Origin of the sequence: Goodfellowiella coeruleoviolacea, assembly GCF_024171785.1 — a bacterium.
Classification (GTDB): domain Bacteria; phylum Actinomycetota; class Actinomycetes; order Mycobacteriales; family Pseudonocardiaceae; genus Goodfellowiella; species Goodfellowiella coeruleoviolacea.
Map to the genome: position 1 here is coordinate 273,053 of NZ_JAMTCK010000013.1, position 25,151 is coordinate 298,203.

The window sequence follows — 25,151 nt, forward strand, 5'->3', positions numbered from 1 at the left end:
GCAACGAGCACAGGTGCGACGACAACGGCATTGTCGACAATCCTACCTTTCGCCGGGGCGAGCGAGCGGCAGCGCGGGCATGACCGGCGTCACCCGCCCCCTCGGCCGGCCGGGACACACCGGGCCGGACAGCGCGAGCCATCGGTGGACACCCCCGGCGACCGGCCGCGTTGCCCGACGCAGGATGACCCAGGTCCGGTCGGCGGGCAACTTGTTTTCCGGTCCGGCCGGAGCCTGTTCGGCGGGCCGGTTCAGCGGCCGGTGGCGTCGCTGGTGGCCTGGCCCTCGGCCAGCGCGGTGAACGCGGGCCGCAGCAGCGCGGCGATCCGCTCCGGCGGCACGTCCCGCAGGGCGTCCAGGTCCAGCAGGTGCCGGCCGAGGGTGACACCGAACAGGGTGGCCACGATCAGTGCGGCGCGCAGCTCGGCGTCCTCGCCCGGGATGGTCGCCTGGATGTGCGCCAGCTGCCCGGAGATGCTCGTGCGGACGTGCTCGGTCGCCTCCGGGTGGGTGAGCATGGAGCGCAGCAGCGCCAGCGACGAGGGCGGCTGCTCGCCCAGCTTCACCCCGACCGCCGCCAGCAGCCGCTCCACCAGCCGCTCCGGCCCGCCGTCGGCGACCTCCTCGGTCGACACCGCCACAGCCCGCCGGAACAGCTCATCCTTGGCGCCGAAGTACTGCATGACCAGCGCGGGATCGACCCCGGCCCGCGCCGCGACCGCCCGGATCGTGGTGCGCTCGTAGCCCGACTCGGCGAACAGCTCCCGCGCTCGGGCGAGGATGCGCTCCTCGGTCCGCCGCCGCCGTTGCGAACGGGTCAGCCGCGGCGTGGCAGCCTCCTCCATGGCGGTGGACTCTACCGAGCGCCGGGGTGCGGGCCCGGGGCGTGCGCGGCCACGGCGACCCGCGCGGGAGCGGGCGGCGCGACCCGGTCGAGCCCCCGACCAGCCACCCGGTCGAGCCCCCCGACCAGCCACCCGATCGAGCACACGACCAGCCACCCGGTGACGTCACCTGGTCAGGCACCCGGCCAAGCCGCGCGGTCGAACGGCGCGGTCGAACGGCGCAGTTGAACCGTGCGGTTGAACCGAGCGGGCGAGCCGCCCGGCCAGGGCCACCCGATCAGCCGGCCCCGGTTCGAGCACACGACAGGCGTTCGCGCAACCAGTTGTCCACAGGGGCAGCGAGTTGTCCACAGGCTGCCGCAGGCCCCTGGGTTTCGCGAGGTGCGGTGGATAGGCTCGACCTGGGGCCGCCCCCGGGTGGGCGGGGGACTGCCCCAGGGGCCGGCGAAACCACACCGCCGACACCGGCCGCGCAGCCTGAGCCGGCACAGCAGGTGGGGGCTGGGCGCCCGGCCCCAGGAGTCGCACGGGCCGGAGCTGGTGCCGCGGTGGGGGTGGGCCCGCCGGTCGCACCACCGCCGGACCCGCCGGCGGTCACCGTGGGGTGACCGGTTCTGGACACCCCTCGAAGCCCAGACCCGGCCGCGCCGCCTCGTCCAGCACCCGCCCCAACCGCCGCCCCCCAACCGCCGCCCCACTGCCCAGTGTCGAACGTCCGCCGTCGGTCCGCTCAGCAGAACCGCCCGGCGAGCGCGGGCTGTTTACTCCGCCCCACCGCCCCGGCCGCCCTCACCGACGCGGTTCCCGTCCACGTGCGCGCACTGCTGGCCACGTCCACCACCGTTGTTCTCCCCTTCCTCCCCCACCGGTCACCGGACCGCTCGGCGGGGGCCGCACTGGCCTCCGGTTGCCGGGTCTCATCGTGATCCGCCGATCGTGGGCAAACGATGAGGGTTCGTTGAATCCGCTGGTGGAACCGGTTGCGCCGGCTGACGCAGAGCGGGTGCGGCAACGGCGAGGGGGCGGTAACGGCAACGGCGAGGGCGACGACGGCAACGGGCGGCAACGGGGGGCGGCGCCGGCTCACGGCTCCAGCGCCCGCAGCGCGCGCACCAGTGCCGCCACGGCCGGGGCGTAGGCGTGCTGCGGCGGTGTCGCATACCCGACCACCAGCCGGGACGGCGTCGGCGCCGGCGTGTTCCGCAGGTAGTCGCCGAGTGCGCGCAGGCCGATCGAGGCGCCGCGCAGCGCGGCCAGCACCTCGCGCTCGGGCGGCCAGTGCGCGGGCAGTTCGAGGATGGCGTGCAGGCCCGCGGCGATGCCAAGCACCCGGGCCTGCGGCAGGCCGGCGGCCACGGCGGCGACCAGCTCGTCGCGGCGGCGCCGGTAGTGGCGGCGCACCGCGCGCAGGTGCCGGTCGTAGCCGCCCGAGGCGATCAGGTGGGCCAGGGCGAGCTGGTCGAGGGTGCTGGTCTGCCGGTCGGCCAGCCGCTTGGCCTCGACCAGCGGTTCGAGCAGGGCCGGTGGGCAGGCGATCCAGCCCAGCCGCACCGCCGGCCCCAGCGACTTGCTGGTCGAGCCCGCGTACACGACCCGGGCGGGGTGGCGGGCCTGGAGCGCGCCGATCGGCCGCCGGTCGTAGCGGAACTCGCCGTCGTAGTCGTCCTCGATCACCCAGCCCCGCTGGTCGCGGGCCCACGCCAGCAGCGCGGCGCGGCGCACCGGCGACATGCTCACGCCCAGCGGGAACTGGTGCGCCGGGGTGCACACGGCCACGTCGGCGCCGGCCGCCACCAGGTCGTCGATCCGAGGGCCCGCGCCGTCCACGGCCACGTCCGCCACGGTCAGCCGGGCGGCCAGCACGGCGACGTGGTCGGTGGCGGCCGGGTTCTCCACCCCGACCACCCTGGCGCCCCGCGCCGCGAACACCGTGCTGAGCAGCCACAGCGCCTGGGTGTAGCCGGAGCAGATCAGCAGGTGCGCCGGATCGACCCGGACACCCCGGACCCGGCCCAGGTAGCCGGCCAGCTCGGTGCGCAGTTCCGGCCGGCCGCGCGGATCGCCGTAGTCGAACGCCTCGTTCGGCGCCTCCCGCAGGGCCCGCGCCACCGCCCTGGCCCACAGCGCACGGGGGAAGGTGGACACGTCCGGCCGGCCGGGGCCCAGGTCGTGCCGTGGTGTCCAGTCGGCCGCGCGGCCACTGGACCGGCCCACCGGCTCTGCCCGGACCACCCCCTCGGCCACCCGGGTACCCGACCCGGTCCTGGCCACCAGCCAGCCCTCGGCGGTCAGCTGCTCGTACGCCTGCGCCACCGTGCCCCGGGACAGGCCGAGTTGCTCGGCCAGGTCGCGGGTGGCCGGCAGCCGGGTGCCGCTGGGCAGGCGCCCCTGCCGGATCGCGGTGCGCACCGCGTCCTCCAGCGCGGCCCGGCGCGACCCCCGGGGCGGGATCTCGACCAACAGGTCGAGGCCGGACGCGTCCGGCCGCCCCGGCGACGGGAGGTCGGGCGCTGGTGGTCGAGCCGAGAACGACATTGGCTCAATCTATGCGGTCGACATTGGCTCATCCCACTGGCCCAATCAGTGCCTAGCCTGGCCCCGTGCCCCAGCGAGCCGACCCGCGAACACCCCTCCCACCAGCGCGAACAACCATGTCTCGGGCATTGGTCCTGCTGTTGGCCGTGGCCTGCGGGGTGATCGTGGCCAACACCTACTACGCCCAGCCCCTGCTGCCCACCATCGCGGCCGACTTCCAGCTCCCCGAGGGGCTGGCCGGGCTGAGCACGACCGTGCCCCAGTTCGGCTACGCGGCCGGTCTGGTGCTGCTGGTCCCGCTCGGCGACCTGCTCGCCAACCGGGCGCTGATCACGGTCCTGCTCGGGATCAACGTGCTGGCCCTGGCCGCGACCGCGCTGGCCACCGGTCCGGGGCCGCTGTGGGCCGCGCTCGCCGTGGTCGGCATGACCGGGTCGACGATCAGCGTGCTGATCTCGCTGGCTGCGGCCCTAGCCGGGCAGCACCAGCGCGGCCGGGTGGTCGGTGCCCTGATGACCGGACTGCTGCTGGGCGTGCTGCTGGCCCGCACCGTGTCCGGTGCGCTCGCCCAGCTCGCCGGGTGGCGGTCGGTGTACGCGTGCGCCGCGGTGGCCGTGGCCGGGCTCGCCGTGGCACTGCGGCTGTGCCTGCCCAACCCGCCGGCCAGCCCCGGCACGAGTTATGCCCGGCTGCTCACCTCCACCGTCGGCCTGGTGCGCACCGAGCCGTTCCTGCGCCGGCGGATGGTCAGCGGCGCGCTGTGCTTCGCCGCCTTCCACCTGTTCTGGACGGCGCTGCCGTTCCTGCTGTCCGCACCGCCGCACGCCTACCCGACCGCGGTGATCGGGCTGTTCGGCCTGGCCGGCGCGGCCGGGGCGCTGGCCGCGCAGCCGATCGGCCGGCTCCAGGACCGGGGACTGGCCCGGCCGGCGACCGCGGCGCTGCTGCTGGCCACCGGGCTGGCCTGGGCGTTGACCGGTGCCGGCGGCCACCTGCTGGTCGCGCTGCTGGCCGGGATCCTGCTGCTGGACGTGGGCGTGCAGGGCGTGCACGTGCTCAACCAGGCCGCGATCTACGGCTACCCCGCCTCGGTCCGGTCCCGGGTCACCACGGCGTACATGAGCGCCTACTTCTGCGGCGGAACGGCCGGTTCCGGCCTGGCCGTGCCGCTCTACGACCGGGCCGGCTGGCTCGGGGTGTGCGCGGCCGGCGCGCTGCTCGCGGTGTGCGCCGCGGCGCTGTGGCTGACCGACCGCGTCCCCGGCCCGACGGCCGTCCCCACCCACCACCACACGACAACCCACTGACCGACAAGGACACTCAGCACATGCGCGTCTTCGTTGCCGGAGCCACCGGTGCCATCGGCCGATTCCTGGTTCCACTGCTCGTCGCGGCCGGCCACCAGGTCACCGGCACCTCACGCGGCCAGGCCGGGCTGGCCTGGCTGCGCGACCAGGGCGCCCACGGGGCGCTGGTCGACGTGTTCGACCCGGACGGCGTGCGGCGCGCGGTCACCGCCGCCGGCCCGGACGTGGTCGTCCACCAGCTCACCGCGCTGTCCGGGGGCAACCTGGCCGACAACGCGCGCATCCGCCGGGAGGGCACCCGCAACCTGGTGGACGCGGCGCACGAGGCGGGCGTGCGGCGCATCGTCGCCCAGTCGATCGCCTGGGCCTACCAGCCCGGTACCACGCCCGCTGACGAGCGCACCCCGCTGGACGTCACCGCGCCGCCGCCGAGGGCGCAGACCGTCGCCGGCGTCCAGGCGCTGGAGGACATCGTCACCGAGATCGACACCCACGTGATCCTGCGCTACGGCATGTTCTACGGGCCTGGCACGTGGTACGCGCCGGGTGGGCGGACCGCCGGGCAGCTCGCCGCCGGTGAACTCGCCGCCGACGCCGGCGTCACCTCGTTCGTGCACGTCGCGGACGCGGCCGAGGCCACCCTGCTGGCGCTGGACTGGCCGAGCGGCCCGGTCAACGTCGTGGACGACGAGCCGGCGCCGGCGCGGGAGTGGGTGCCGGTGCTGGCCGACGCGCTGGACGCGCCCGCGCCGGAGCCCACGTCCGACCGGGCCCCCTGGCAGCGGGGCGCGGACAACGCGCTGGCCAGGTCCCGCGGCTGGCAGCCGAGATTTCCCTCGTGGCGCACGGGTTTCCCGGCTCTGCGGCGGTAGCGCGCCGGCGGGAACCGGTCGGCCGAGCAACCCGGACGTCACTGGATCGGGTGAAGAAATGACTGGCCGACGCCTCGGGGACCGATTTCTGTCGGTGGTGGCCGGTTGACTGCCCGCATGGCAGACCTCCAGATTTCGGACCGGGGCGAGATGGCTCGCCGGCCCGCCCACGTCGTCTCGGGACTGCTGGCCCTGGCCGGCTGGGCCGTGGCGCGCGCACTGCTGGCCGGCCGGGTGTGCTGGCTGCGGTGCGGCCAGGCCCTGGCCGCCGGCCGGGCGTGGTACCGCGACCTGGTCGCCGGTGGCTTGGACGTGTTCGGACGGCCGAGGCCACGCAGGCGGGTGCGCCGGTGCGCCGAGCGGCCCGCACCGCACGGCCCCGGGTGCACCGCCGGCCGGAACCGGCCGGGCCACCTCGGTCCCGCCTTGTCCACAGTGGAGCGCGACCGCACACCGCGGCGGTCCGGGCCCGGTTCCACCCGTCCGCCGAGGACATCGGCGCGGTGGACCGGCCGGGCTGCCGGGCCGGCCTCGGCCCGTCCGGTGCTGTCCCGCCACGCGCTGCTCCGACCCGCGCTGTCCCGGGCCGACATCTCGCGGCCCCGCCGCCGCACAGCCACCACCGGCCCGGGGCGGCCGGGCGGGCGGCGCTGATCGCCCGGTCAGGCCGCGCGCCGCAGTGCCACCAGCGGGATGGTGCGGCCGGCGCGCCGGCGGAACTCGGCGAATCCCGGGTCCGCCGCGATCTGCCGGTCCCACAGCGCGTCGTGCTCGCGCTCGTCGACAAGGCTGGCGCGGGCCGGAAAGCGCTCGGTGCCCACCTCGACGGTGGCGGTCGGGTCCTTGACCAGGTTGTGGAACCAGCCCGGTGCGGCGGGCGCGCCGCCGTTCGAGGCGAACACGATCAGCCGGTCGCCGTCACGCAGGTAGACCAGTGGGGTGGTGCGGTGCAGGCCGGTGCGTGCGCCCCGGGTGGTGAGCAACAGCAGTGGCACGCCAGCGAAGTGGCCGCCGACCTGGCCGCCGTTGGCCCGGAACTCGGCGATGATCCGCCGGTTCACCGGGTTGCTGTTGTTGGTCTCTCCACTGTGGACATCCTGGGGGGCGCCCTTGGCGCTGTCCCGGTCCCGAACGGTCGAACCGCTGCCGTGCTCACCAGTGGTGCTGGTGGCACCGCTGTCGTCGCGGCCGTGGGCGGGTCCGGTGGTGCCGCTGTCGGCTGTCGTCATGGCCGGGCGTTCCCTTCGGGTGCGCTGGTGGCCGCGGTGAGGCGGCGCACCTGGTCGTCGGTCAGCTCGACGCGCAGCGCGCCGACGTTCTCCGCCAGGTGCGCCGGGGACGAGGTGCCCGGGATCGGGATGACCGTGGGTGCGCGGTGCAGCAGCCAGGCCAGGGCGACCTGGGCCGGGGTGGCGCCCACCTCGCGGGCGATGGCGGCCACCGGGCTGTCCGGGCCGGCGTGCTCGCCCATGGCGATGGGGAAGAAGGGCAGGAACGCGATGCCGTGCTCGGCGGCGTAGTCCACGACGTCGTCGTGCTGTCTGCTGGCCAGGTTGTACATGTTCTGCACGCTGGCGATCGGCGTGATCTCGGCGGCCTGGCGCAGCTGGTCGACGGTGACCTCGGACAGGCCCACGTGCCGGACCTTGCCCTGCTCCTGGAGCTGCCGCAGGGCGCCGATCTGGTCGGCCAGCGGCACGTTGGGGTCGACGCGGTGCAGCTGCAGCAGGTCCAGCCGCTCCACGCGGAGCCGGCGCAGGCTCAGCTCGGCCTGCTGGCGCAGGTAGTCGGGGTGTCCGAGCACGCTCCACTCGGTGGGACTCGGCCGGACCACGCCGACCTTGGTCGCGATCACCACGTTGTCCCGGTAGGGGTGCAGGGCTTCGGCGACGAGTTCCTCGCTGGCGCCGAGGGCGTAGGCGTCGGCGGTGTCGATCAGGTCCACGCCGAGTTCCACGGCACGGCGCAGCACCGCGACGGCGCCGGCCCGGTCCGCGGGTGCCCGCCAGATGTGCGCGGCCTGGCCGCGCGGCGAGTCCGGGCCGTCCGCGAGACGCATGGCGCCGAAGCCGATGCGGCGCACCGGCAGGTCACCGCCCAGGGCGACGACCTCGGCTGTTCGGGAGTTGACTGTCGTGGCGTTCATGCCGACAACGCTAGAATCTCACATGGATGTAAGTTTCAACCCCAGGTGAGGCGGCTCACATGAAGATCGGCGAACTGGCGCGCACGACCGGCGTGAGCCCTCGACTGCTGCGCTACTACGAGGAGCAGGGGCTGCTCGTGTCGCACCGGGTCGGCACCGGTCACCGCCGTTACGCGGCTGACGCGCCCACCGTGGTCGGCCACATCCGCACCCTGCTCGCCGCCGGACTGCCGACCAGCGTGATCCGCGGCGTGCTGCCGTGCGTGACCGGGGCGGGACCGCGGCTGCACGAGTGCGTGGTCGGCGTGCTGCGGGACCAGCTGCGCGGCGTTGACGAGCGGATCGGGGCCCTGCGGCAGACCCGTGCCGCCCTCGCCGACCTGCTCGCCACCGCCGAACAGCACCACGACACCGATCAGGACGTCGACCAGGACACCCCGGACCAGCGCCAGACCGCGCCGGTCGTCCGCTCGGTCGCCTAGCCGAAACCCGCCGTCCACAGTGGACCGGGTGCGCCCGGCGCGGTCGCCCAACACCAACTCCGTCCCGGCCGCGCCACGCCGGGGACGGGCGGGGTGGGCAACGGCTGTTCGCCCGCTGCCCACCCCACGTGCTGCCACCTGTCGCGGGTGGTGGCGCCGCCGTGGTCAGGCGCCGCACGCCTCCAGTTCCGATCCCGCGCCCACGACGGCGGGTGCTGGCGTGCGCCGGCGGACGAGTTCGGGAACCAGCGTGCCGAGCCCGAGCAGGGCCAGGCCCGCGCCCAGCCACAGCGGGGCCCGCAGGCCGAACTTGTCGATGCCCAGCCCGCCCAGTGCGGACCCGAGGATGACGCCGAGCGTGATGAACGAGGAGTGCACGGTGTTGACCAGCGGGCGGGCATTGCCGGCGCGCTGGACGCGGGTGACCATGGCCGGGTTCATGGTCACGCCGACCAGGCCGATGCCGATCAGGCAGATCACCACGGCCACGCTGACGTGGGCCAGCAGCGCGAATCCCACGAGGAAGGCCAGGTTCAACACCAGGCCGCAGCACAGCACGGCGACGGTGTGCCGGTCGGCGAGCCGGCCGACCACGGTGTTGCCGACCACGGTGGCCGCACCGTAGGCGACCAGCAGCAGCGGGACGGTTTCCGCGCTGAAGCCGGTGATCTGGGTGAGGATCGGGTTGAAGTAGCTGAACGCGGCGAAGGTCGCGCCGATGATGAGCGTGCTGGTGCTGAGCACCAGCCACAGCCTGGCGTTGCGGAACACGCCCAGCTCCTGCCGGATGCCACCCTCGGCGCTGGCCCGCTCCAGCGCGGGCACGCCGCCGAGGGTGGCCAGCGCGGCGAGCACGGTGAGCACGGCGATGGCCCAGAACGGCGCGCGCCACCCCAGGTTCTCGCCGATCAGCGTGGACAGCGGCAGTCCCAGCAGGGTGCCCAGCATCAGCCCGTTCATCACCACGGCCACGGCGCGGCCGCGCACCTCCGGGCGGGTCAGTTGGGCGCACAGCGAGATCGCCACGCCGAAGAACGCCTGCGAGGCAACGCCGGTGATGATCCGCGCCACCAGCATCACGCCGTAGCCGGAGGCGGTGGCGGCGAGCAGGTTGCCCACCAGGAAGATCCCGAACAGCGCCAGCAGCGCCGGTTTCGGCCGCACCCGCAGCAGCGCGACCGTCAGGAACGGACCGCCGGCGGCCATGGCCACCGCGAAGGCGGTGATGAGGTAACCGATCTGCGAGATGGTGGCGGACAACCCCTCGGCCATCTGCGGCATCAGTCCGGCGACAACGAACTCGCTGGTCACCATGGCGAAGATGCCAAGGGCCAGCACGTACACGGCGCGGGGCATGGTGCTCCTCAGGTTGACGAAATTTTGTATCGTTCAGTGCAAAACCAGGGCGCGGCAAACCCACGGCGGACCGGGAGCGATCAGCCGCGCGGGTTCAGCTGTGCAGGCTGGTCGACGCGGGGATCAGCAGGTCAGCGCGTCCACCGCCGTCGCGGCGATGGCCTCCAGGGTGGCGCGGTCGGCGCCCCCCTGGGCGGAGACCCGCATCCCGCCGATCACCGCGTTCAGGAAGCGGGCCAGCGAGTCGGCATCGCGGCCGGAGGTGATGTCGCCATCCCGCTGCCCGGCCGCCACCACCGCCCGGAACGAGGCCAGCCGGCGCGCCAGGTCGCGCTCCAGCATCCGGTCCGTCTCCGGGTCCTGCCCGGCGAGTTCCACCGTGGCGTTGACCGTCAGGCAGCCGAGACTGTGACCGTTGCGCCGGTTCTCGATCTCGTCGTCGATGATCCTGGCGAACAGGTCGCGGATCCGCTCCACAGCCGGCCGTTGCTGGTCGTCCAGGATGGTGAGCTGCCTGGTGGTCATGGTGTCGATGTAGCGGGCCAGTGCCCGCCGGAACAGGTCGCGCTTGCTGCTGAAGGTGTTGTAGATGCTGCTGCGCCCCAGGCCGGTGGCCTCGCACAGGTCCTGGGTCGAGGTGGCCTCGTAGCCGTTCACCCAGAAGGCGTGCATTGCCGCGTCCAGGGCTCGTTCCTCGTCAAAGGTCCTCGGGCGAGCCACGCGCAGACCATAACACGTTTTGTACTGACCGATGCAATATCCGCGTCGAAAACCGCGTTCCGTTGCCGGACAACGACGCCAGCCGGTGCGCAGCGGCCGCACCGCGCAGCCCGAGCCGACCGGGCGCCCAGCGCGGCCGGAGCCGGGACAGGCGGATCAGGCAGATACCACCCACCGCGTGGGCGCCGACCTCCTGCGGCCGCATCGGGGCCGGCACCAGGTCGGCGGCGACCCACGCTCAGCGCCCTGCCACCGCTGTCCGATCCACCGCTGTCCGATCCACCGCCTCCTGGGCACCACGTGTCCGCGCGAGTCCCACGAGTCGGGCCAGCAGCACGGCGCCGCCCCCGACTGTCGCGATGGCCAGGAGCAGCATGAACGTCGGATACAGGTAGGGCACCTGGATCCAGGCGACATCACGCCCCCGGTAGAGCGCGCCGACAACCCGGTGGATCGACACGCACAGCGCCAGCGGCAGCAGGAGCGGGAGCAGCCGCGCGACCACGCCCAGCGGCCTCCGCGCGCGCCTGGTGGCCCAGCGCCCCGACCGCAGCACACCCCGCACGACCAGCAGCACCGTGCCCACGGTGAGCAGCAGCAACACCGCGTCGGCACCGAGCGAGGACAGCGCGCCCGGCGGTGCCGGCACTGGCGCGCCCTCCAGCAGCGCGATCAGCCGCTCGGCGAGCGCGGCGGCATCGCCCCAGGCCAGACCGGTGTTGGCGATGACCGCCAGACCGTAGCCGGAGGCGGGCAGCAGCGCCTGGTAGGCGGTGGCGGTGAACAGGTCACCGCTGTGCGCGATCAGCGGAGCACCCGACGCCGTGGTGTCGACATCCCAGCCCAGGGCGTAGGAGGAGCCCGCCACGCCCGAGGGCGTGTGCGACCGCTCGATGCTCGCCGCTGAGGCGATGACCGCCCCGTTCGGACCACGACCCGAGTTGTTCTGGGCGATCAGCCACGCCCCCATGTCGGCCGCGGAACTGAGCACCCCACCGGAGCCGTTGCCGAACGCGCGCGGCTCCGGTGCGGCGATGGGCCCGCCGAGGATCTTGATGTGGCCGTGGGCGCTGGGCGGCAGGTCGCGCTCGGTGTTGCCGGTGCGACTGTCGCTCATGCCGAGCGGGCCGAAGACGTGCTGGCGCAGGTAGTCGTCGAACGGCTGGCCGCTGACCACCTCGACCAGGCGTGCCGCCACCTGGAAGTTCGGGTTGTGGTACGAGTACCGGGTTCCCGGCTCGGCGGCCAGGCCGGCCGTGCGCATCCCGGCCACCGCCTCCTGCAGCGACCCGGGTTGGGTCCGGCGGAAGGCGGCGAAGGTCGTGTCGGACATGCCCGAGGTCTGGTCCAGCAACTGGCGCACGGTGATGGCCTCGACGCGCGGATCGGCCAGGGTGAACTCCGGCAGGTACGCGCGCACCGGTCGGCCGAGGTCCACCCGACCGGCCTCCACCAGTTGCAGCACGGCGAGCGCGGTGAACGACTTGCTCACCGACGCCACGGCCATCGGGGTGTGCTCGGTGATCGGGTCACCGGCAGGGCTGTGGCCGTACCCGGCGGCGTGCACCACCTCGGCACCCCGGGTGACCACCACCGCCACGCCGGGGACGTTCGCGGCATCGCGGTACTGCTGGACAACAGCGTCGATACCGGCAACGTCAACTGCGGGCGGGGACAGGGCGGCGGCGCTCGGAGCCAACGACGCGGCACCGGCCGTCACCGCGCACAGGACCAACATGCGAAGGGACACGACGAGAATCCTGGCCCGGTCGTGCTCCGTCCACATCGGACCACAGCCGGCACTTCCGAGTCAGCCCCAGGTCTGACCCCACCGCTCAGTCACCAGGCCCCGTACTGTCCGGGGTGGACTTCCGGGCAGCGGCCCCGCCCGCCCCGGTGTGGGCAACGGAAGCCAGCAGGGCGGCACTCCAGAAGTAGACATCAGGGCTTGCGTTCCCGGACTCGGTGAGCCACGCGGCCGCCCGCCGGGCCTCGTCCCCGTCCTGGATCAGCCCCCACCTACCCGGCCGGACACCCGTCGCTCGCTCGACGTCGGAGACCAGCCCGCCAAGACAAATCCAGGTGTGCCATCCCCCGAAGTCGAAGCCGACCAGCTCGAAACCCAGCACCTGCCCGACTCGACCGTCGGTCACCGGTTGGTGGCGGGCCAACCGCTCCGGCACGCCGCCAGCCAGTTCGTCCCAGCCGGCCTCGGCCATGTCCTCGACCAGCGCCGGGATGTCCCGCGCGGAGAATCCCACCACGAGCACCTGGGCGCCGGGCACACCCGACCGAGCGCGGGCCTGCTCGGCTGACTCCGGGTCGGCGAACCAGAACTGCCAGTCCTCCGGGCCCGCCGGCACGAGATCCACGACGCAGTTGCTCATCGACACCAGTTCACCGGGCGGCAGGCCGGCGTCCGCCCAGTCCGGCCGTGCCACCCGCGGCGCCACCCGGTACCCGCCCACAACGAAATCCGAGTCCACCCCACCAGGATCACCAGCCGCGCAAGGACTTTTCCGGCAGCGCGTGGCACCCGCGCTCAGACGTGCACCACGGCGACGCGCTGGTCCTTGGCGACTCCCGGCTCCTCGACCAGGCGAGTCAGATCATTGACATCACTGGTGAGCAGCACGACAGGTCGGGGCAACCCCAGCGCGGTAGCCGCGACCACGGCGTCGATCGCACAGCGGTGACCGGACAACCCAGTGGCACCGAGCAGCTCACCAGCGGCGCGCCCGAGTTCAGGCGTCACAGGCGTGATCACGACCCGGGACAGGACGCGATGCACCAGCACATCACGCGCGTTCCCCCGAAGCACCTCGGCCAAGGTGACAGCACTGACCACCACCCGGGCGCGACGGGCCCTGGCGACCTCCAGATACGCCCGTGCACGCTGGTCCCCATCCGCGAGTTTGGCCAGGCCCTCGCTGTCCAGAACCAGCGTGCCCCCCACCGCTACTCGGCGTCCGGCCACGCCGCACCAGCCTCCGCCAGGAACGCCTCCGGCACGGGGCCGTGCTCGTCTTCGAGCAGTGCGGCCAGTTCGGCGAGCAGGTCCAACTCCAGTTGCCGCGCGACGGCCTCGGTCACGTACTGGCTGAACTCACCCCGCCCCACCCGCTGCTGGACCGCCGCGGTCAGCCCTTCCGGCATGGAGACGCTGATCTTGCGCGACCGGCCGAGAGCACGCACGTTTCCGGCCATCTCGGCACGAGCAGCCTCCGTGTGGGCGAGTAGCTCCCGCTGCTCAGGGGATGCTTTACCCAGGTCGTGAAAACGACCAAGCAGCCCTGCGACTTCCCCGGTTGGCGGGGTGTGCCCAGCCGTTGACCTGGCGGATTCAGCCGCTGACCGAAGGTGGTCAAGAAGCGTGCGGGCATCCGCGCCAGCGGGCTCCTCAGGCAACGCGGTCATAGCGTGATGCTACCAGCGGTAGTAAGACCGGACCAGGTTGACTGTGCGGCGGCGCCAGGACACTGCCCGCAACGGGGTCAGGCGGGTGCCGAACGTTGTCGACACCCGCCTGACCAGGTACGTCACCCCGAAGGGCGGTCGTGGATCAGCTGCAGCCGGAGGTGGAGCCGCAGCCCTCGCAGACGTAGCAGGAACCAGCCGGACGCATCTTGGTGCCGCACGTCATGCACAGCGGCGCGTCGGCGGCCTTGCCGAGGTGCAGTTCCAGCAGCTCGGTGGAGCTGCCCACCTGGCGGCCGGTCGCGTCGGTCTCCACGGTGGTCACGCTCGTGGGGCCACCGCTGCCGCTGCCGCTGCCGCTGTCCGCGGCCGGCTGCGGGCTGGCGTCCACCGAGGTGCGCAGGCCCTCCAGGTCCACGTCGGAGGAACCGTTGCCGTAGTCGGCCGCGACCTGGGCGGAGCGCTCGGCCGCGGTGAAGATGCCCAGCTGCGCCCGGTTCTCGTAGGGCAGGTAGTCCAGGGCCAGCCGGCGGAACAGGTAGTCCAGCACGCTGGTGGCCATCCGGATGTCCGGGTCGTCGGTCATGCCGGCCGGCTCGAAGCGCAGGTTCTGGAACTTCGAGACGTAGAACTCCAGCGGGATGCCGTACTGCAGACCCACCGAGATGGACATGGAGAACGCGTCCATCACACCGGCCAGGGTCGACCCCTGCTTGCCCAGCTTGACGAAGATCTCGCCGAGGCCGTCGTCCGGGTAGGAACCGGCGTGCAGGTAGCCCTCGGCCCCGCCCACGGTGAACGACAGGGTCTGGCTCGGCCGCTTCTTGGGCAGCCGCTTGCGCACCGGGCGGTACTCCACCACCGGCTCGGCCGTGGCCGTCGCCGTGGCCTTGCCGCCCTTGGCCGCGGACAGCGGCTGGCCGACCTTGCAGTTGTCGCGGTAGATCGCCAGCGCCTTCAGGCCCAGCTTCCAGCCCTGGAAGTAGATCTCCTCGACGTCCTCGACGGTCGCGCTCTCCGGCATGTTGACCGTCTTGGAGATCGCACCGGAGATGAACGGCTGCACCGCGGCCATCATCCGCACGTGGCCCATGGGCGCGATGGACCGCTCACCCATGGCGCAGTCGAACACCTCGTAGTGCTCGCGCCGCAGGCCGGGGGCGTCCACCACGTGGCCGTGCTCGGAGATGTACTCCACGATCGCCTCGACCTGCTCGTCGGCGTAGCCGAGCGCGCGCAGTGCCCTGGGCACGGTCTGGTTGACGATCTGCATGGAGCCGCCGCCGACCAGCTTCTTGAACTTCACCAGCGCCAGGTCCGGCTCGATGCCGGTGGTGTCGCAGTCCATCATCAGGCCGATGGTGCCGGTCGGCGCGAGCACGCTGGCCTGCGCGTTGCGCCAGCCGTTGCGGGCACCGATCTCCAGACCGCGCCGCCACTCCTCGGTGGCCAGCCGCTGGATGGCGGTGTCGTTGGCGTGGTAGGTGCGGATCAGGTCGTTGGCGGCGGCGTGCTTGCGCATCACCCGCTGGTGCGGCTCGGCGTTGCGGGCGTAGCCCTGGTAGGCGCCGACCACGCCGGCCAGCTCGGCCGAGCGCCGGTAGGCGACACCGGTCATCAGCGAGGTGATCGCCGCGGCCAGGGCGCGACCGCCCTCGGAGTCGTAGGCGTGGCCGGTGGCCATCAGCAGCGCGCCCAGGTTGGCGTAGCCGATGCCCAGCTGGCGGAACTTGCGGGTGGTGTCACCGATGGACTCGGTCGGGAAGTCCGCGAAGCAGATGGAGATGTCCATCGCGGTGATCACCAGCTCGACCGACTTGGCGAACAGCTCCGCGTCGAAGGTGCCGTCCTCGCGGAGGAACTTCATCAGGTTCAGCGACGCCAGGTTGCAGCTGGAGTTGTCCAGGTGCAGGTACTCGCTGCACGGGTTGGACGCGGTGATCCGGCCCGACTCCGGGCAGGTGTGCCAGTCGTTGATGGTGTCGTCGTACTGCAGACCGGGGTCGGCGCACTCCCAGGCGGCCTTGGCGATCTTGCGGAACAGCTTCTTGGCCTCGACGGTCTCGATCACCTCGCCGGTGGTGCGGGCGCGCAGCCCGAACTCGCCGTCCGACTCGACCGCGTGCATGAACTCGTCGGAGACCCGCACCGAGTTGTTGGCGTTCTGGTACTGGACCGAGGTGATGTCCTTGCCACCGAGGTCCATGTCGAAGCCGGCGTCCCGCAGGACCCGGATCTTCTCCTCCTCGCGGGCCTTGGTCTCGATGAACTCCTCGACGTCCGGGTGGTCCACGTCGAGCACGACCATCTTGGCCGCCCGACGGGTGGCGCCACCGGACTTGATGGTGCCGGCGGAGGCGTCCGCGCCGCGCATGAACGACACCGGCCCGGAGGCGGTGCCGCCCGAGGAGAGCAGCTCCTTGGACGAGCGGATGCGGGAGAGGTTGAGCCCGGCGCCGGAACCGCCCTTGAAGATCAGCCCCTCCTCGCGGTACCAGTTCAGGATCGACTCCATGGTGTCGTCGACCGAGAGGATGAAGCAGGCGCTCACCTGCTGGGGCGAGGTGGTGCCCACGTTGAACCAGACCGGGGAGTTGAAGCTGAACACCTGGTGCAGCAGCATCCAGGTCAGTTCGTGCTCGAAGATCTCCGCGTCGGCGTCGGTCGCGAAGTAGCCGTTGTCGACGCCCGCGGTGACGTAGGACTTCACCACCCGGTCGATGAGCTGCTTGAGGCTGCGCTCCCGCTTGTCGCTGCCCACGGCGCCACGGAAGTACTTGCTGGTGACGATGTTGACCGCGTTCACCGACCAGAAGTCGGGGAACTCGACGCCACGCTGCTCGAAGTTGACCGTGCCATCGCGCCAGTTGGTCATCACGACGTCACGCTGTTCCCAGGTGACCTCGTCGTAGGGGTGCCTGCCCTCGGTGGTGTGGACCCGCCGAAGCCGCAATCCGGTGTCCTGACCGCCTCGCGTCGCTGTTGCGCCGTCCGCGTTGGCGGTCGTGGTCCCGACGGTCTCCGTCATGACCGGTCCTTCTCCCTTGTCACTCGCTCGTGCCGGCTCGGCCCCGTCCGGTCGCCCCGTCCGATTCGGTCCGACTGTCTTGTGTTGGTTCTGCTGTTTCCGCCTGGTCGGGGCGTGCCCGACCGCATGTCGTTTTGCTCGCCGACTCAACTTTTCCCCGCCGACCCATCAATCCGAATTCGTCACGCTGTCCGCACGGCCGAATCCCTGCCGGGTCGACTCGTCCCTTGTTCCCCCGCCGCCACCGGCCGAACCGTGGTTCGCCCGGCTTTCGGCGCGGTTTTCCGATCACACCGCGCTGGTGCGACCGCTGTCCGCCCGAGGTCCTCGGCGCGGGCGCCCCGCGCCCGGTGCCGGTCAGCCCGCGGCCGGCGGCTCCGCGGGTGTTTTGGGTGCCTGTGCGGAACGCAGTTCCGCGATTTCCCTTTCGAAGTCCTCGACCGAGGAAAACGATCGGTAGACGCTGGCGAAGCGCAGGTACGCGACTTCGTCGAGTTCGCGAAGCGGGCCGAGGATCGCCAGGCCCACCTCGTGGCTGGGAATCTCCGCGCAGCCGGTTGACCGGATGCTCTCCTCGACGCGGTGCGCGAGCAGCTGCAACGCGTCCTCGGTGACCGACCGGCCCTGGCAGGCCCGCCGCACGCCGCTGACCACCTTGTCCCGGCTGAACGGCTCGGTCACCCCGGAGCGCTTGACCACCGCGAGCACCGCCTCCTCCACGGTGGTGAACCGGCGGCTGCACTTCGAGCAGGATCGGCGGCGCCGGATGACCTGGCCCTCGTCGACCTCGCGGGAGTCCACGACCCGGGAGTCCGGGTGTCGACAGAACGGGCAGCGCACCCGTGCTCACCTCTTCCCAGCGCGGCACCGCTGGCGTCAGCCCCCCTGGTCGACCTGGAGATCAGCATGTGGACGCTTGGGGAGAACAACCCAAGTTATCCACAGCTATCCACAACCTGTGGACTAACTACAGCGATGTAACTACTAGATGTTGGGGTAGACCGTATGTCGCACGGCCTCCCGGCGCAAGCTGAACGGCCCACCCGAGGTGTGGTTCACCCGACCTCAACGACCGCGTGGCCGGCACCGCCCGGCGCCCATTCCACCGCACCCGGCCGCGACCCCGCGCGGCACCCCGGCGACACGCCGCCGGACCGGGCGCGGGCATCACGGACTCAGCGCCCGTCGGGCACGTCGAGTAACCGCCCGGCCGCCTGATCAGCGGACGAGAGGTGGTTGAGTTCACGGATGCGCTCCACGACCACCGCCGGCCGGGCGTGCGGCACCATCCGCCGCGCCAGGTCGGTCAGGTCCTCGCCGGACTGGAGCCGGACCTGGGCGGTGCGGGCCGGCACCCCGGCCGCGGCCAGGGCCATGTGGTGGTAGAGCAGTCCGAGCGCCACCACCGCGGCCGCGACGAGCAGCGCGGCCACCAGGAACCACCACAGCGGGTGGTCCTCGTCCCGGGTCCGCGCGCGCCCGGGACAGCTCACCCGCCGGTCAACCCGTGGCGGGCGCACCGGGTGCCGCCGGCCAGCCGGCCGCACCGGCCCGACCGGCCGCGCGCCGCCATCCCGCGCGGAGTCGAGATCCGCGACACTGATCCGTTCCCGCTTTCGCGTTGTTCGATCCAGCACGCGGAGCCCGGAACGAGTGATCGAAACGATCGTCATGACGCCTCCTCCACCCGGTCACCACACGATCACGCTCTGTTCGAACAGGTGTTCGATCGAACACACGTGCGATTTTGTACCACTATCGGGGGAGAAAATCGAGTATTTCCGCACTATCCTTCGAACAGGTGTTTGATCTCGCGGCAAAGTGCGGCTACCGTCGATATCAAAGATCGACCGCGGCCGATCCCAAAAAGGATCGGTGAGGAGGAAGCACAGTGGTACGCAGTGGCACCGAGGCACCAAAGCCCTCGGACGGTATCGGCACAGGAGCCGAGGTGCGGCCCTTCCCCCAACCGGCCGACAACCTGGACACAACCCCGCTCACGCCGCGGCAGCAGCGGGTGCTCGAGGTGATCCGCGAGTGGGTGGCCCGGCACGGCTACCCGCCGAGCGTGCGCGAGATCGGTGAGGCGGTCGGGCTCAACTCCACCTCGTCCGTGGCCCACCAGCTGCGCGCCCTGGAGCGCAAGGGCTACCTGCGCCGCGACGGCAACCGGCCGCGCGCGGTCGGGGTGCTGTCCACGGCGGGCGAGCGGGCCGCCGGCGAGACACCCGCGCCCACACCCGGCCAGGCACAGCCGGCCTACGTCCCGCTGGTGGGCCGGATCGCCGCGGGTGGGCCCATCCTGGCCGAGCAGGCCATCGAGGACGTGTTCCCGCTGCCCAGGGAGATCGTGGGCGAGGGCTCGCTGTTCCTGCTCCGGGTGGTCGGCGACTCGATGATCGAGGCCGCCATCACCGACGGCGACTGGGTCGTGGTCCGCCAGCAGCCCGAGGCCGAGAACGGCGACGTGGTCGCGGCCATGATCGACGGCGAGGCCACGGTCAAGACACTCAAGCGGCGGGACGGCCACGTGTGGCTGATGCCGCAGAACGCGGCCTACGAGCCGATCCTTGGCGACGAGGCCAGCATCCTGGGCCGAGTCGTGGCGGTGCTGCGCCGGCTCTGACACCCGGTACCGCGCGGAACGGGTGCGGGTGGCCCGAACGGTGCGGTGGCGGTGGCGGGCGGCCGGAACGGGTGCGGGTGGCGGTGTGCTGGCACCACTCGGCGTGCACCGGGCAGCCTGCCCTGATTTCGGCCCGCCCCGGCCCGGCGAGCGCGTGTGCTGGCTCGGCGTGCCCTGGCCCGGCGTGTCCTGCTGGATCGGCGTGCCCTGCTGACTCAGCCCGCCCTGGCTCGGCGTGTCCTGGCTCGGCGTGTGGTCCTGGTGGTGTTCAGCCGCGGCGACGGCGACGGCCGAGCGCCACCAGCAGACCCACGACCACCACCGCGGCCACCGCGATGGTGGGCAGGGTGCGGGATGCCTCGTCCGGCTCGTTGGCCTGGGCCGTGGTGCCGGTGTCGGCGCCGGGCTGACCAGCCTGGTCCGCCGACGATCCGGGACGCGTGCCCGCCGTGGCGGAGCGCTCGGGTTCAGCCTGGCCCGCCCCGGTCTGCTCAGCACCGGACTGGTCAGCGCCGGACTGGTCAGCACCGGCCGCCAGCGCGGTCGCTCCGGGCACCGCTCGGACGGGCTGGCCGACGCCCTCGGAGCCGGACAGCAGCGTGCCGTCCGGGTCGAACGCGATCGCCTCCCCCTGCGGCTCGTTGGCCAGCGGAATCCGCACGGGAGTGCGGCCCAACGCGGCCACCACGTCCCCGTCCGGCGCGCTGAACAGGTAGGCGTCGGTGTAGGTGCGCAGCGCCACCACCGTGCCGTCCGCGCTCACCGCGCCCCCGGTGACCAGCACCGAGCCGACCACGCCCGCGACCGGCCCGCCCGGCGTGTCCGTGCTGCGGATGGACACCGAGGCGACCCGTTCCAGCGGGGTCGGGCCCGGGCTGGTGAGCGGGCTCGCCGGCCGGTACACCTCGGCCGCGCCGAGCACGTTCTTGGTCACCAGGTACGGGGTGCCCGACCGGTCCACCAGCAGCGCCTCGCTGTCGTGCGGCCCGTCCGGGTACACCAGCCGGTACAGGGTGCTCGTCCCGCGCGGGGTGAGCGCGTGCAGCGCCACCGTGTCCCGCTTCTTCTCGTTGTCGCCGGTGTCGGCCAGCCACAGCGTGCCGTCCGCCGTCCTGGCCAGGTCCTCGACGTCGTAGGGATCGGTGGGGTTGTTGATCACCCGCTGCACCGCGCAGTTCCGGTCGAGCACGAACACCCGCACGCTGCTGCCGCCGTCGTTGACCGCGTACCGGTGCTGACCGTCACTGGCCAGCCCGGACAGCTCGTCCAACCGCTTGTCGGTGACCCGGCACTGTTCGGTCGGCTCGGGCGGCTGTGCCGCCCACGCCGTGGCGCTCGCCCCAGACAGCACCGGCGCCGCCACCACGATCACGGCCAGCACGGTCGCCAGGGCTGACGACGGCCACCGCCGCGGCAGGCGGCGGCTCCGGCCGCGGTGCCCGTTCAGTGCCCGGTCGCCGAGGTCGACGCGACCGGTTCCCGGTCCGTCCCGGCCGATGCGGTGCCCGCGGTCCGGTCCGCGTCGGACTCGGTGCGCAGTTCCGCCCGGAGCACCCGGATCGACTGGCCCAGCCCCCTGGCGGCGTCCGGCAGTTTCTTCGCGCCGAACAACAGCACGAACACCACGGCGACCACCAGCCAGTGCCAGACGCTGAACTCGCCCACCAGCACACCTCCTGACGCGGATCACAGGTCGTGGTCGGCCCCGGCCTGACCGGCCGGAACCGACCTCGCCACGGTAACCCGCCCCGGACAGCGCCGGCGGCCCGGGTGCTGGGGCCGGCGCCGGGTCAGGCGCGACTGCCGTTGGTGGCGAACCCGGCGAGCGCGCCGGCCAGGTCGGCGTGCACCCGAGCACTGAGCTGGGTGCCCTCGGCCGTGTGCTCCTCGGCCAGCACCTCGCCCTCCCGGTGCACCCTGGCGACCAGTTCGCCCCGGTCGTAGGGCACCAGGGCCTCGATCACCACGTTCGGCCTCGGCAGTTCCTCGGCGATGCGCTCCCGCAACGCGGCGACGCCCTCCCCGGTGCGCGCCGAGACCAGCACGGCGTTCGGGAACAGGTTGCGCAGCCGCAGCAGCGCGTGCGAACGCGCCCTGGCCGGTGCGTCACCGTCGGCGTCGTCGGTGACCAGCGCCAGGTCGGCGCCGGCGAGGTCGATCTTGTTCACCACGAGCAGTTCCGGCGGCATGGGCGCGTCGCGGTGCTCGGCGATCTCACCCAGCACCTCGCGCACCGCCTTGACCTGGTCCTCGGGGATCGCGTCGGAGCCGTCCACCACGTGCAGCAGCAGGTCGGCCTCGGCCGCCTCCTCCAGGGTGGACCGGAACGCGTCAACGAGCTGGTGCGGCAGGTGCCGCACGAACCCGACGGTGTCGGTGAGCGTGTAGGCCCGGCCGTCCGGGGTGGCACTGCGGCGGGTGGTGGGGTCCAGGGTGGCGAACAGCGCGTCCTCGACCAGCACGCCCGCGCCGGTGATGGCGTTGAGCAGGCTGGACTTGCCGGCGTTGGTGTAGCCGACGATGGCCACGCTGGGCACGGCGTTGGCCGTGCGCCGACTCCGCTTGGTCTCGCGGATCGTGGCCATCCCGGCGATTTCCCTGCGCAGCTTGGCGATGCGCTTGTGGATGCGCCTGCGGTCGGTCTCCAGCTTGGTCTCACCGGGACCGCGCAGACCCACGCCACCGTTGCCGCCGCCGGCACGGCCACCGGCCTGCCGGGACATGGCGTCACCCCAGCCGCGCAGTCGCGGCAGCAGGTACTGCAGCTGGGCCAGCTCGACCTGGGCCTTGCCCTCCTTGGACCGGGCGTGCTGGGCGAAGATGTCCAGGATCAGCGCGGTCCGGTCGATCACCTTGACCTTGAGCCGGTCCTCCAGCTGGCGCAGCTGACCGGCGGACAGCTCACCGTCGCAGATCACCGTGTCCGCCCCGGTGGCGATCACGATGTCGCGCAGCTCCGCGGTCTTGCCGGAACCGATGTAGGTGGCCGGGTCCGGGCGGTCGCGGCGCTGCACCAGGCCCTCCAGCACCTGCGATCCAGCGGTCTCGGCCAGCAGGGCCAGCTCGGCCAGGGAGGCTTCGGACTGGCGCGCACTGCCCTCGGTCCACACGCCGACCAGCACCACGCGCTCCAGGCGCAGCTGCCGGTACTCGACCTCGGTGATGTCGGCCAGTTCGGTGGACAGTCCCGCGACCCGGCGCAGCGCGGCCCGGTCGGCGAGTTCCATCTCGCCCGCGGTGGACGAGTGGTAGAAGTCGTCGCGGCTGGTGTCAGCCACGTCCGACCGGAAATCCGGTTGATCCGAGTGCTCGGCCGTTGCCGACCCGAGGGGACCGTCGGACACGTCGTACCTGGCGCCGTCAGCGGGCCTGAATGTCGCTTTACTCATACTGAGTCCCATAGTCCCACTCTTGGACAACGCTGCCCAGTCAGTTATTCCCGGCAGCTACCGCCCCGGGTACAGCGCCAGGTACACGGCGACCCGCTCGCCGTCGGGGTCGACCGGGCGCGCGGCGAACTCGTCGAGCAGCGTGTGCAGCCGCCGTTCCAGTTCGGCGCGGTGGTGTTCGTCGAGTTCGAGGATCAACCGGGTCTGGGTGAGCGCGGCGGGCCCGACCTCGGCCACCTCGCCGAGGAAGGCCCCCAGCACGGCCTCGTCAACACCGGTTTCGGTGCCGCCGCCGTCCAGGTGCCAGGACAGCCCGGTCGAGCGGTAGGGGATTTCCCTGGCCCCCCGGGTGCCCCGCCGCTCGGGCAGCGCCTCCAGAAACCCGGTCGCGACGAGTTTGCGCACGTGGTGCAGGGTGGTCGCGGGATCCTTGCCGAGTCGGCCGGCGATCTCCTTGTTGGTCAGGGCCCGGTGGGTGGTCAGCCGGATGATGCGCAGCCGGACGTCGGAGGCGAGCGCGGCGGCCTCGGCCCTGCTGGCCTGCCTGCGAGCCGTGCGCCGCGCTGCGGGCTGTGCTGCCATCGACCCAGCTTAGGCGACCGGTGCACAGCGAGCAGTCAGTGATTGACAGCTTCCAATCGCCCGGGGAGGCTCACCGCATGTCAGGACGGTCCCTGTTCCACCACCGCGACTTCCGCCAGCTCTGGTTCGGTGACGCCATCAGCCAGTTCGGCTCGGAGGTGGGGCGGCTGGCCATGCCGATGATCGCGGTGGTGGCCCTGGCCGCGACCCCGTTCCAGGTGGGCCTGGTGACGACCGCGGAGACCATCGGCTTCCTGCTGGTGGGCCTGCCGGCCGGGGTCTGGGTGGACCGGGTGCGCCGCCGGCCGCTGATGCTGCGCGCGGACCTGGGCCGGGCGGTCCTGCTGCTCAGTGTGCCGCTGGCGTGGTGGGCGGGACTGCTCACCCTGGTCCACCTGCTGGTGGTCGGGCTGCTGGTCAGCGTGCTCACGGTGTTCTTCGACATCGCGTACCAGTCCTACGTGCCCTCGCTCGTGGGTCGCGAGCAGATCGTGGCGGGCAACGCCAAGCTGGAGGCCACCCGGTCCACCGCCGTGGTGACCGGGCCGGCCATCGGGGGCGGGCTCGTCCAGGTGATCGGCGCCGCGTCGACCGTGCTGGCCACCGCCCTGGGCTACCTCGCCTCAGCGCTGTTCCTGCGCCGCATCCGCACCGAGGAGGCGGCGCCGCCCGGGCGGGAGGAGCACGGCCCGTTGCGCCGGGAGATCACCACCGGGCTGCGCTTCGTCGTGGGCCACCCGCTGCTGCGCCCGCTGGCCGCCTACACCGCCACCACCAACCTGTTCTCCGGCATCGGTGAGGCGGTGGTGGTGCTGTTCCTGGTCCGGGAGCTGGGGCTGACCCCGGGGGTGGCCGGTGCCGTGCTCACCGCGAGCGGGATCGGCGGCGTGCTCGGGGCGCTGACCTCGTCGTGGTGGGCGGGCCGGCTGGGGCAGGCCCGGGTCATGTGGCTGATCATGCTGGTCACCCAGCCGCTGACGCTGCTGCTGCCGCTCACCCAGCCGGGGTGGCGGCTGGGCCTGTTCCTGGTCGGCTACCTGGCGGTCGGGTACGGGATCGTGGTCTACAACGTGGCGGCGCTGAGCTTTCGCCAGTCCATCTGCCCGGACCACCTGCTGGGCCGGATGAACTCGGCCATGCGGTTCCTGGTCTGGGGCACGCTCCCGCTCGGCGGGCTGCTGGGTGGCGCGCTGGCCGAGTGGCTCGGGGTGCGCGGCGCGCTGTGGGTGGCCGGCGTCGGCCAGGCCGCGGCACTGCTGTGGCTGCTGTTCTCGCCGCTGCGGCGCATGCGCGATCTGCCCGAGGGGGACGGCCAACCCGCACCGGCGACCGCGGCGAGTTAGCCAACGGATCAGCCCGGGACTCCGTTCGCGTCAACCTGTGCACAACTGGCCGACGCGAAAGGAGCCTCCAGCTCGACTTGTCCACAGCTCCCCCCGCCACCCTGTCCCAGTAGGGGTAGCCCGACTAGGCTGGCCAGGGGCGCGCCCCCCCCCCGGTGGTGAAGTGGGCCCCGGAAGTTGGACTGGAAATCCAGTTCCGACTTTGGGGGAGCAGTTCGTGCATCCAGGTAGTTCGTTGTCTGAGCGGCAGCGTGAGGCTGCTGTGGCGTTGTTCGGGGAGGGGCACGGGTCGAGGTCCGTCGCGGGCCGGTTGGGCGTGTCTCGTGACGCGGTGAGAGGGTTGTACCGCCGCTGGCTTCTCCGAGGCGCGGGAGCGCTGATCATGGATTCGACCCCACGGTCGTTCTCGTTCGAGTTCAAACTCGATGTCGTGCGCCGGTTTGTGGACGGTGAGGCCACCGCGGCCGAGTTGGCCCACGAGCACGACCTGTCCTCACCCGACT

The 25,151-nt window shown here is 72.4% G+C and carries 23 protein-coding genes; 6 read left to right on the top strand and 17 right to left on the bottom strand.

The annotated features are described in order from the left end of the window. Positions 1-251: 251 nt before the first annotated feature. Entirely contained in the window at positions 252-845 is a 594-nt protein-coding gene (locus tag LX83_RS26735) for a TetR/AcrR family transcriptional regulator (RefSeq protein WP_253776199.1), read from the bottom strand. 1,083 nt (positions 846-1,928) lie between these two features. Next, a complete protein-coding gene (gene pdxR / locus LX83_RS26740) occupies positions 1,929-3,380 on the bottom strand; it encodes a MocR-like pyridoxine biosynthesis transcription factor PdxR (protein ID WP_253776201.1) in 1,452 nt (483 codons plus the stop codon). A gap of 116 nt (positions 3,381-3,496) precedes the next feature. Here pdxR and LX83_RS26745 point away from each other — a divergent pair, with 116 nt between their 5' ends. From LX83_RS26745 to LX83_RS26755, 3 genes are all read left to right on the top strand, one after another. Beyond that, positions 3,497-4,687, top strand: coding sequence for an MFS transporter (locus LX83_RS26745; protein ID WP_253776203.1), 1,191 nt, complete (start codon positions 3,497-3,499; stop codon positions 4,685-4,687). Between the two features lie 20 nt (positions 4,688-4,707). After that, positions 4,708-5,559: an NAD-dependent epimerase/dehydratase family protein gene (locus LX83_RS26750; RefSeq protein ID WP_253776205.1), complete on the top strand. Its 852-nt coding sequence runs from the start codon at positions 4,708-4,710 to the stop codon at positions 5,557-5,559. Positions 5,560-5,676: 117 nt separating this feature from the next. Further along, positions 5,677-6,213: a hypothetical protein gene (locus LX83_RS26755; protein ID WP_253776207.1), complete on the top strand. Its 537-nt coding sequence runs from the start codon at positions 5,677-5,679 to the stop codon at positions 6,211-6,213. An 8-nt stretch (positions 6,214-6,221) separates the two neighbouring features. Here LX83_RS26755 and LX83_RS26760 read toward each other — a convergent pair whose 3' ends face one another. Further along, positions 6,222-6,788 carry a nitroreductase family deazaflavin-dependent oxidoreductase gene (locus LX83_RS26760; RefSeq protein ID WP_308204056.1) on the bottom strand — a complete coding sequence of 189 codons (567 nt, stop codon included), beginning with the start codon at positions 6,786-6,788 and terminating at the stop codon, positions 6,222-6,224. Then, positions 6,785-7,705 (bottom strand): aldo/keto reductase, encoded by a 921-nt coding sequence (locus LX83_RS26765; RefSeq protein ID WP_253776209.1) that lies wholly within the window; start codon positions 7,703-7,705, stop codon positions 6,785-6,787. The genes LX83_RS26760 and LX83_RS26765 overlap by 4 nt, the downstream gene beginning before the upstream one ends. A 59-nt stretch (positions 7,706-7,764) precedes the next feature. Here LX83_RS26765 and LX83_RS26770 point away from each other — a divergent pair, with 59 nt between their 5' ends. Then, the gene (locus tag LX83_RS26770) at positions 7,765-8,187 is read left to right on the top strand and encodes a MerR family transcriptional regulator (RefSeq protein WP_308204057.1); all 423 of its coding nucleotides are present in this window, start codon (positions 7,765-7,767) and stop codon (positions 8,185-8,187) included. Positions 8,188-8,352: 165 nt separating this feature from the next. Here LX83_RS26770 and LX83_RS26775 read toward each other — a convergent pair whose 3' ends face one another. From LX83_RS26775 to LX83_RS26815, 9 genes are all read right to left on the bottom strand, one after another. Next, complete coding sequence (locus tag LX83_RS26775; RefSeq protein WP_253776211.1) at positions 8,353-9,543, bottom strand: MFS transporter; 1,191 nt, start codon at positions 9,541-9,543, stop codon at positions 8,353-8,355. Between the two features lie 123 nt (positions 9,544-9,666). Beyond that, the gene (locus LX83_RS26780) at positions 9,667-10,263 is read right to left on the bottom strand and encodes a TetR/AcrR family transcriptional regulator (RefSeq protein ID WP_253776213.1); all 597 of its coding nucleotides are present in this window, start codon (positions 10,261-10,263) and stop codon (positions 9,667-9,669) included. A gap of 238 nt (positions 10,264-10,501) precedes the next feature. Further along, positions 10,502-12,013 carry a serine hydrolase domain-containing protein gene (locus LX83_RS26785; RefSeq protein WP_253776215.1) on the bottom strand — a complete coding sequence of 504 codons (1,512 nt, stop codon included), beginning with the start codon at positions 12,011-12,013 and terminating at the stop codon, positions 10,502-10,504. 85 nt (positions 12,014-12,098) lie between these two features. Beyond that, complete coding sequence (locus LX83_RS26790) at positions 12,099-12,749, bottom strand: hypothetical protein (RefSeq protein ID WP_253776217.1); 651 nt, start codon at positions 12,747-12,749, stop codon at positions 12,099-12,101. A gap of 56 nt (positions 12,750-12,805) precedes the next feature. Continuing rightward, the gene (locus LX83_RS26795) at positions 12,806-13,219 is read right to left on the bottom strand and encodes a type II toxin-antitoxin system VapC family toxin (RefSeq protein WP_253776219.1); all 414 of its coding nucleotides are present in this window, start codon (positions 13,217-13,219) and stop codon (positions 12,806-12,808) included. Positions 13,220-13,221: 2 nt separating this feature from the next. Then, entirely contained in the window at positions 13,222-13,470 is a 249-nt protein-coding gene (locus tag LX83_RS26800) for a hypothetical protein (protein WP_253776221.1), read from the bottom strand. Positions 13,471-13,825: 355 nt separating this feature from the next. Then, positions 13,826-16,708, bottom strand: a complete 2,883-nt coding sequence (locus LX83_RS26805) for a vitamin B12-dependent ribonucleotide reductase (protein WP_253776223.1) — start codon at positions 16,706-16,708, stop codon at positions 13,826-13,828. A gap of 357 nt (positions 16,709-17,065) precedes the next feature. Next, entirely contained in the window at positions 17,066-17,548 is a 483-nt protein-coding gene (gene nrdR, locus LX83_RS26810; protein ID WP_253776225.1) for a transcriptional regulator NrdR, read from the bottom strand. Between the two features lie 335 nt (positions 17,549-17,883). Continuing rightward, a complete protein-coding gene (locus tag LX83_RS26815) occupies positions 17,884-18,381 on the bottom strand; it encodes a hypothetical protein (RefSeq protein ID WP_253776227.1) in 498 nt (165 codons plus the stop codon). Between the two features lie 278 nt (positions 18,382-18,659). Between LX83_RS26815 and lexA the strand changes: the two genes are divergently transcribed. Then, positions 18,660-19,334, top strand: a complete 675-nt coding sequence (gene lexA, locus LX83_RS26820; protein ID WP_253776229.1) for a transcriptional repressor LexA — start codon at positions 18,660-18,662, stop codon at positions 19,332-19,334. A gap of 268 nt (positions 19,335-19,602) precedes the next feature. Here lexA and LX83_RS26825 read toward each other — a convergent pair whose 3' ends face one another. From LX83_RS26825 to LX83_RS26840, 4 genes are all read right to left on the bottom strand, one after another. Next, complete coding sequence (locus LX83_RS26825; RefSeq protein ID WP_253776274.1) at positions 19,603-20,712, bottom strand: hypothetical protein; 1,110 nt, start codon at positions 20,710-20,712, stop codon at positions 19,603-19,605. A 65-nt stretch (positions 20,713-20,777) separates the two neighbouring features. Further along, positions 20,778-20,999 carry a Sec-independent protein translocase subunit TatA gene (tatA, locus tag LX83_RS26830; protein WP_253776231.1) on the bottom strand — a complete coding sequence of 74 codons (222 nt, stop codon included), beginning with the start codon at positions 20,997-20,999 and terminating at the stop codon, positions 20,778-20,780. 125 nt (positions 21,000-21,124) lie between these two features. Next, on the bottom strand, positions 21,125-22,561 hold the full coding sequence (gene hflX / locus LX83_RS26835) for a GTPase HflX (RefSeq protein ID WP_253776276.1): 1,437 nt from the start codon (positions 22,559-22,561) through the stop codon (positions 21,125-21,127). 219 nt (positions 22,562-22,780) lie between these two features. Next, a complete protein-coding gene (locus LX83_RS26840) occupies positions 22,781-23,305 on the bottom strand; it encodes an ArsR/SmtB family transcription factor (RefSeq protein ID WP_253776232.1) in 525 nt (174 codons plus the stop codon). A gap of 77 nt (positions 23,306-23,382) precedes the next feature. Here LX83_RS26840 and LX83_RS26845 point away from each other — a divergent pair, with 77 nt between their 5' ends. Further along, a complete protein-coding gene (locus LX83_RS26845; protein ID WP_253776234.1) occupies positions 23,383-24,648 on the top strand; it encodes an MFS transporter in 1,266 nt (421 codons plus the stop codon). Positions 24,649-25,151: the final 503 nt, after the last annotated feature.

Excerpts from the sequence above, each read along its gene's own strand:
- LX83_RS26765 (WP_253776209.1), bottom strand. The coding sequence starts at position 7,705 with ATGAACGCCACGACAGTCAACTCCCGAACAGCCGAGGTCGTCGCCCTG.
- hflX (WP_253776276.1), bottom strand. The coding sequence starts at position 22,561 with ATGGAACTCGCCGACCGGGCCGCGCTGCGCCGGGTCGCGGGACTGTCC.
- LX83_RS26755 (WP_253776207.1), top strand. The coding sequence starts at position 5,677 with ATGGCAGACCTCCAGATTTCGGACCGGGGCGAGATGGCTCGCCGGCCC.
- LX83_RS26815 (WP_253776227.1), bottom strand. The coding sequence starts at position 18,381 with ATGACGATCGTTTCGATCACTCGTTCCGGGCTCCGCGTGCTGGATCGA.
- LX83_RS26760 (WP_308204056.1), bottom strand. The coding sequence starts at position 6,788 with ATGACGACAGCCGACAGCGGCACCACCGGACCCGCCCACGGCCGCGAC.
- LX83_RS26775 (WP_253776211.1), bottom strand. The coding sequence starts at position 9,543 with ATGCCCCGCGCCGTGTACGTGCTGGCCCTTGGCATCTTCGCCATGGTG.
- LX83_RS26840 (WP_253776232.1), bottom strand. The coding sequence starts at position 23,305 with ATGGCAGCACAGCCCGCAGCGCGGCGCACGGCTCGCAGGCAGGCCAGC.
- pdxR (WP_253776201.1), bottom strand. The coding sequence starts at position 3,380 with ATGTCGTTCTCGGCTCGACCACCAGCGCCCGACCTCCCGTCGCCGGGG.
- LX83_RS26750 (WP_253776205.1), top strand. The coding sequence starts at position 4,708 with ATGCGCGTCTTCGTTGCCGGAGCCACCGGTGCCATCGGCCGATTCCTG.
- LX83_RS26805 (WP_253776223.1), bottom strand. The coding sequence starts at position 16,708 with ATGACGGAGACCGTCGGGACCACGACCGCCAACGCGGACGGCGCAACA.
- LX83_RS26845 (WP_253776234.1), top strand. The coding sequence starts at position 23,383 with ATGTCAGGACGGTCCCTGTTCCACCACCGCGACTTCCGCCAGCTCTGG.
- LX83_RS26770 (WP_308204057.1), top strand. The coding sequence starts at position 7,765 with ATGAAGATCGGCGAACTGGCGCGCACGACCGGCGTGAGCCCTCGACTG.
- LX83_RS26735 (WP_253776199.1), bottom strand. The coding sequence starts at position 845 with ATGGAGGAGGCTGCCACGCCGCGGCTGACCCGTTCGCAACGGCGGCGG.
- LX83_RS26800 (WP_253776221.1), bottom strand. The coding sequence starts at position 13,470 with ATGGCCGGAAACGTGCGTGCTCTCGGCCGGTCGCGCAAGATCAGCGTC.
- LX83_RS26745 (WP_253776203.1), top strand. The coding sequence starts at position 3,497 with ATGTCTCGGGCATTGGTCCTGCTGTTGGCCGTGGCCTGCGGGGTGATC.